Raw genomic sequence first — 6,693 nt, 5'->3', positions numbered from 1 at the left:
CGCCGGACCGTCAACCAGCTCCACATCAAAGGGCAGCGCCAGATAACGGCGCACCTCGAGCAGGGCCGAGGGGTCGGAATCCGCGCGCATCGCCAGCGACAGTCGCTCGCCGTTGCGGTCCTGCACAATCAATCCATGATCGCGGGAATAAGCATATGGCAGGTCCTTGACCGCCGCTGACATGACGGTGCCGTTACTCGCTTCGGAGACATTTGCTTCTGTTCCCCGAGCAATCTCCATCATGGCTTCCCGCTGGTCTCGCTCGCCGGCAGGGGAGCCCGCTCGATCATGCCGCTGTCCCTGACCGCAGGCATATCACCCGGGGCATAGATGATCTGGTCATCCGGACGCGCCTCGACCGATGGCGGCACGGTCCCGAGATAGTCGCGCACCAATGCATCGAGCGACGGTTCCTGATCCGGATTGCGGGCAAGCTGACGGTCGCGAATATAGTCGTAGCGCGCGCTCGAGAAGCGCCGTGCGTCATTGGGATCTTTCAGGATCGTCGGACGGATGAACACCATCAAATTGGTTTTGACCCGCGACTTGCCGCGCGATTTGAACAATTCTCCGAGGAGCGGGATATCGCCCAGAAACGGTACTTTCTGGATCGTGCGCCGTTCATTGTCATCGAGCAGGCCGCCCAGCGCAATAATCTCGCCATCACCGACGGTGACGGTGGTGTTGATCTCGCGCTTGTTGATGATCAGCTCGCTAAAGTCACTCGACACCGGTCCGGCAATCGAACTGACCTGCTGGCGCAATTCCATCCGCACTTCATTGCCGGCATTGATTTGCGGCGTCACTTCCAGCTCGATCCCGACATTCTGCCGCTGGATCGTGCGGAACGCATTGTCGAAATTGCTCGACAGGGCCTCGCCGGTCGACACCGGGATTTCCTGACCGAATAATATGCTGCCCTTGAGATTGTTGTTCACCGTCAGCGAAGGCGTCGACAGCACATTGCTGTTGCTGTCCGACTGCACGGCATTGATGATCGCACCGAGCACAGCGCTGCCCCCCAGGCTGGTTGCAAAACCGCCAAAACCACCGCGCGCGCCAAGCACCGCATCCGCCGCATTCTGCCGCAGCGCATCGCCAACCGAACTATTGGTGGTGGTCGTGGTCGCGGTCGTCGTCGTCGTCGTGGTCGACGTATCAAACTGATCGGCCAGCAACCCGCCTGCAACATCGACGATATTGGGAGAGGCGTTCGAGAAATTGGTCACCGCAAAGGGTACGTCTTTCCCGCCGACCAGCCATTGCACGCCCAGTTCTCGGGCCAGGGTTTCGGAAATTTCGACGATGATCGCTTCAACAACCACCTGTTCCTGACGCGTGTCGAGCTGGCGGATCAGTTCGCCGATCATCCGCTGGACATCGGGATTGGCGGCAACAATGATCGCATTGGTCCCTTCCAGACGGGTCACAATGGCCGGGCCGCGGCTGGCGATACCATTGCCACTGCTGATACTCGCAACGGGAGCGGCTGCGCCTTCACCGGTTGCACCGGGCACAACCGTCGCCGAACCACCGCTCGTACCCTGGCTTCCCAGCAAATTTTCGATCACCGGCAAGAGATGCTCGGCATTGGCATAGTCCAGCCGGTGCACCCGTATCTCGGTTCCCGATTCCGCGCCCTTGTCGAGCTCCCGCGCCATTTGCGCAAAGCGCGAAACCGCGCCGGGATCGCCGCGCAGGGCGATGCTGTTGCTGCTGTCGATCGGCACCACGGTCACCGGCGAACGCAATCCTTCGCCGCCGCCTTGCGCGGCCAGTGCCTGCAGCGAGGTAGCGATTTCGCGGGCACCGGCATTTTTCAGCGTGATGATGGTGCTGGCGGCGCTGTCGCGATCTATTTCTCCCACCAGGCGTCTGATCCGGCGGATATTGTCGGCATAGTCAACGATCACCAGGCTGTTGGCGTTGCGGTTCGAGGTGATCGAGCCCTGTTTGCTGACCAAAGGACGCAGGGTTTCCAGCGCTTCGGTCGCGACAATCGATTTGAGCCGCACCACTTCGGTGACCAGCTGGTTGCCCTCGGCGCCGCGCGAACCGATCCGGGTGGGCTGCGAAGCCGCGCCATCGGCGGGCTGGATGCGATAGGCCCCACCCGTTGTCGGAATAGCGACCAGATTATTGGCGCGCAGGGTCGACAGGAATATCTCGAAATATTCCGAACGGCTGAGCGGACGGTCGGTGACCACCGAAACCTTGCCCTGTACCCGGCTGTCGAGAATGAAGGTCCGGCCGGTCACCTTTGCCGCGTCCTGAACAAAGGCGCGGATGTCGGCATCGCGGACATTGAGCGTGTGCTGGGCAGAAGCCGGCGCGCCCCACAGACCCATGGAAAGAGCAAGCACGGCGATGATCCGGGCGAATAGACTAGACATTATTGGGCTCCCAGATTGACAGCGATCGGAACCGTATCGGCTCCGCGCTCAACTTCGACGGACAGGCGTGCGCCTGGCCGGATTTGGCTTTTCAGCGTTTCGATATCGCTCGTCGAACCAACCGGATTGCCGTTGATTGATACGATGATATCGCCATTGCGGAAACCCGCGCTCTTGAACAGGCCGCCATCTCCCAAAGGAGATATGACAATGCCGGTGACCCGACCCTGATCGCTGCGCGGTGCCAGCGATGCGATGCCGGCTATTTCATTGCCGCCCGAGGTCATGGCAGCAGGTGCCTCGGGGTCTTCCGTGCCGACGGTTTGCGCGGGGATCGACTGGTCAAGATAGAGGCTCTCGAGCACGCCGCCCCGATTGATGATCACATGATCAAATTCCACACCGTTCAGCGTGACGCCGGACATGATCTCTTCGCCGACGACATAATTTTCCTGCACGCCATCCGGACCGGACAGGATCGCCGACCCCAGTCCAGACGCCTCGTTCATGCGGATCCCGAAAAGCGTGAGTTGCAGCGATGTCACGACATTGGCGCTCTGCGCCGCACCGCTGCGGAAAAAGGGGTCGAAGCTGCTGAACAGGGTCAGGCGCGATTGCGGTGACAATATCTGGACATCATCGGCGCGATAATCGCCGACCGGGCCCAGCGGGGTCAGGACGAGCCAGATCAGCCTTATCGCCTGAACCAGCAACAAGACGGCCAATATAAGAAGAAGAACAGGGTAAAGGCCCTGCTGGTTATACCAGCGGGTCATGACGCCAAATCTGTCCGTAAAGCTATTTCCCACGAATCCCCGCAACCTTGCAATCCCGTCGCGCTATAGCGATTTCACGTCCTTTCGACGACTCATTGATGACGAATATATTACAGGTTTATTCTATTTCGCCAAAGTCGTCAGGGCAATTGCATGTTCAACAATGCACCCAGATCATCGAGCGCTTGCTGCTCCGTGGACACCTTGATCGCCGCCATGCCAAGGGCAGCCGCCGGTTTGCAGTTGATCCCGAGATCATCGAGATAGATACATTGCGCCGGTTCGACATCCAGCGCTTGGCACATCATCTGGTAGATTCGTGGATCGGGCTTGCGGACACCCGCCTTGCTGCTTTCGATAATATGATCGAAACGCTGCATGACAGCTTTCACCGCCGCCGCCTTTTCATCATCCATCGCCATGCCTGCACCTTTGCCGGCCGGGACATTATTGGTGATGCACGATATCCTGATACCCTCGACCTTCAGCCGATCCAGCGTCTCCACCATCCTCGGACGCACGTCACCGGCCAGCCGCGCCAGCACATCGGCGCCGCGCAGCTCGATACCGATGGCGCGCGCTTCCGTCGCAAAGGCTTCGTCAAAACCGGCGCTATCCAGTTCCGCCCGTTCAAACCTGGCCCATGCATTATCATCGGGATTGGCGCTGTTGATCCGTCGGACACTGTCCTTCGGCACACCCTGCTCTGCCTCCAGTCGGTTGAACGCTTCAAAAGGCGAGGATGTGATCACACCGCCAAAGTCGAAAATTACCGTCTTGTAGGTCATGCAACAGTTGCTCCAAAAATCGATCCAATAGCGGCAGTCGCAGCCATCGCTGCGGCGCCCCAGAAAGTCACGCGAACAACCGGCCGCAAGATCGGTGCGCCGCCCAATATCGCCCCGGCCGCCCCCAGCGATGCCAGCAACAACAGCGCCGCCCCGGACACAATCCAGATCAGCATCTCACCCTTCAGCAGCGCCGCAAGGATCACCGGCAACACAGCGCCGGCGGCAAAAGCGAGCGCAGACGCCGCAGCAGCCTGCAACGGCTTGGCAGAAAAATGCGTGGTCAAGCCGAGCTCGTCGCGCAAATGGGTGCCGAGCGCGTCATGCGCCGTCATCTGGTCGGCGACCCGTTCTGCGAGATCGGCGGTCAGTCCCCGGTTCTTGTAAATCGATATCAGCTCCAGCCGCTCCGCCTTGGGCTGATGCTCAAGCTCCCAGGCCTCCTTTACCCGTTCCGCCTTTTCGCTATCGGCCTGGGAACTGACCGAAACATATTCGCCCGCCGCCATCGACATCGATCCGGCCACCAGGCCAGCGAAAGCGGTGAGCAATATCGTTTCCTGCGATGTCGCAGCAGCGGCCACCCCGACGACCAGACTGGCGGTCGAGACAATCCCGTCATTGGCTCCCAATACGGCAGCGCGCAGCCAGCCGACCCGTTCAAGCAGGTGTGATTCATTATGTACTCTTGACAAGGGATGTTCCTATTTGTTGAGATATTCCAGTTTCAATCCCGGCCGTTTCCAGCGGGTTTTGACCAATTTTCCGGTTGCAGAAAGACAGATCCAGGCATCCATCATATCGTCCCCGCCAAAGCAGATATTGGTGGTGAATATATCCGGCGTGGCGACAAATTCGACCAGCTCGCCCTCGGGAGAGATCACGCTGATCCCGCTTTCGCCGATGGTCGCGACGCAGATATTGCCGCATTCCTCCATCGCCAGACTGTCGAAAAATTTATAGCCGGAGGGCCGGTAGAGCGGGATGCCCGGGCCACCGGGGCCGGCATCGGGCGCAACCTTGCCGGGAGCGGTGATGTTGAATTTCATCAACCGGCAGGTGAAGGTTTCGGCGGCGTAAAGCGTGTTGCCGTCCGGAGAAATGCCAATGCCATTGGGATTGTTCGAAGGAAAAACCACTTCTTCCAGATGACTGCCATCGGCCTTGGCATAGAAAATCCCGACAATGTCATGACAGCGCTTTGCATAATCGGTCTTGCCATGGTCGGTGAACCAGAAGCCGCCATGGGCATCGAACTGGATGTCATTGGGGCCGCGCAAGATGCAGCCGAAGTCGCCGTCATTGTAGAGCGTCTCGACTTCGCCGGTCTCGGGATCAACCCGCTGGATGCTGCCACCGACATAATCCTTGGCAATGCCGGCCGGGGTCAGAAAACCATTTTCCTCATGATATTCAAAGCCGCCATTGTTGCAGACATAGATTTTGCCATCCGGTCCCATCGCCGCGCCATTCGGACCGCCGCCGGTTTTCGCGACCAGCTGCTTGGTGCCATCGGGCAGGACCCGGGTCAGCTGCTGCGCCTCGATTTCGACCAATATGACGCTGCCGTCGGGCATCGCAATCGGTCCTTCGGGGAACCGCAGGCCTTCGGTGACTATTTCCATGATCATCTCCTCTCAAAAACTGTCTCAGTCATTGCGGGAATCCGGCGACAAGTCTAGTGCTATGAGAGAAGGTTACAGGAGCAACCATGTCCAACACATATCCCCTAAAATTGCAATTCCACATTGATGGTGAATGGATTGATGGCGAGGATCGCGCCGTGCATCAGGTCGTCAATCCGGCCACCGGACAGGTAATTTCTGATCTGCCCAAGGCAACCACGGCCGATCTCGACCGCGCGCTCGATGCAGCGAATCGCGCTTTCCCGATCTGGCGCGACACGCCAGTGGCCGATCGCGCCGCAATTTTGCACAAGGCCGCCGACCTGATGCGCGAGCGGGCACCGGAAATCGGCCGCCTGATGACCCACGAGCAGGGCAAGCCGCTGGCCCAGGCGATTGGCGAGGTCACCGCATCTGCCAGCCATTTCGATATCATGGCCGAAGAAGCCAAGCGTTGCTATGGCCGCGTGCTGGTGCGTCCCGCCGGCCAGAATAGTTTCGTCAAATATCAGCCGGTCGGCCCGGTGGCGGCTTTCAGTCCGTGGAATTTCCCGGTCTTCACCCCGGTGCGCAAGCTGGCCCCGGCGATTGCCGCTGGCTGTTCGATCATCCTCAAGCCAGCCGAGGAAACCCCGGCCAGCCCGATCGAGATGATCCGCTGTCTGCTCGATGCCGGCCTGCCCGCCGGCGTCGCCCAGGTCGTCTTTGGTGATCCGGCGGAAGTCTCCAGCCATCTCATTGCCTCGCCGGTGATCCGCAAGATCAGCTTCACCGGATCGGTGCCGGTCGGCAAGCATCTGATGAAACTGGCCGCCGAAGGGATGAAACGCACCACCATGGAATTGGGCGGTCATGCGCCGGTGCTGGTGTTTGATGATTGCGATCTGGAAAAGACTCTCGATCTGGTGGTCACTGGCAAGTTCCGCAACGCCGGTCAGGTCTGCGTCTCGCCGACTCGCTTCTATGTCCAGTCGGGCATTTATGACCGTTTCGAAAAAGCCTTCACCGAACGGGCACAAAAGATCAGCGTCGGCGACGGCTTCGACTCGGTCGACATGGGCCCACTCGCCAATCCCCGCCGGCCAAGCGCGATGGGCGCGATGATCGAGGA

The 6,693-nt window shown here is 59.7% G+C and carries 6 protein-coding genes and 1 pseudogene; 1 reads left to right on the top strand and 6 read right to left on the bottom strand.

Annotated features, from left to right (window positions below):
• The 6 genes and pseudogenes from V7665_RS06490 to V7665_RS06465 all read right to left on the bottom strand — a co-directional run.
• Nucleotides 1-243 (bottom strand): annotated as a pseudogene (locus V7665_RS06490) (hypothetical protein); the annotation flags it as partial.
• Entirely contained in the window at nucleotides 240-2,393 is a 2,154-nt protein-coding gene (gene gspD / locus V7665_RS06485; protein ID WP_335663718.1) for a type II secretion system secretin GspD, read from the bottom strand. The pseudogene V7665_RS06490 and the gene gspD, both read right to left, overlap by 4 nt.
• Nucleotides 2,393-3,169, bottom strand: a complete 777-nt coding sequence (locus tag V7665_RS06480; protein WP_335663717.1) for a type II secretion system protein N — start codon at nucleotides 3,167-3,169, stop codon at nucleotides 2,393-2,395. Before V7665_RS06480 ends, gspD begins: the two co-directional genes overlap by 1 nt.
• 140 nt (nucleotides 3,170-3,309) lie before the next feature.
• A complete protein-coding gene (locus V7665_RS06475; RefSeq protein WP_335663716.1) occupies nucleotides 3,310-3,957 on the bottom strand; it encodes an HAD-IA family hydrolase in 648 nt (215 codons plus the stop codon).
• Entirely contained in the window at nucleotides 3,954-4,652 is a 699-nt protein-coding gene (locus V7665_RS06470) for a VIT1/CCC1 transporter family protein (protein ID WP_335663715.1), read from the bottom strand. Before V7665_RS06470 ends, V7665_RS06475 begins: the two co-directional genes overlap by 4 nt.
• 9 nt (nucleotides 4,653-4,661) lie before the next feature.
• Entirely contained in the window at nucleotides 4,662-5,588 is a 927-nt protein-coding gene (locus V7665_RS06465) for an SMP-30/gluconolactonase/LRE family protein (RefSeq protein ID WP_442955186.1), read from the bottom strand.
• Nucleotides 5,589-5,668: 80 nt separating this feature from the next.
• On the opposite strand from V7665_RS06465, the gene V7665_RS06460 reads away from it, so the two are divergent.
• On the top strand, nucleotides 5,669-6,693 hold a 1,025-nt coding region (locus tag V7665_RS06460; protein WP_335663713.1), incomplete at its 3' end, for an aldehyde dehydrogenase family protein.

The organism is Parasphingorhabdus sp. (genome assembly GCF_036964675.1).
Lineage (GTDB): Bacteria > Pseudomonadota > Alphaproteobacteria > Sphingomonadales > Sphingomonadaceae > Parasphingorhabdus.
The sequence above is the reverse complement of the archived record's forward strand: the minus strand, read 5'-3'. Positions and strand labels throughout refer to the sequence as shown.

Excerpts from the sequence above, each read along its gene's own strand:
- gspD (WP_335663718.1), bottom strand. The coding sequence starts at position 2,393 with ATGTCTAGTCTATTCGCCCGGATCATCGCCGTGCTTGCTCTTTCCATG.
- V7665_RS06480 (WP_335663717.1), bottom strand. The coding sequence starts at position 3,169 with ATGACCCGCTGGTATAACCAGCAGGGCCTTTACCCTGTTCTTCTTCTT.
- V7665_RS06475 (WP_335663716.1), bottom strand. The coding sequence starts at position 3,957 with ATGACCTACAAGACGGTAATTTTCGACTTTGGCGGTGTGATCACATCC.
- V7665_RS06465 (WP_442955186.1), bottom strand. The coding sequence starts at position 5,588 with ATGATCATGGAAATAGTCACCGAAGGCCTGCGGTTCCCCGAAGGACCG.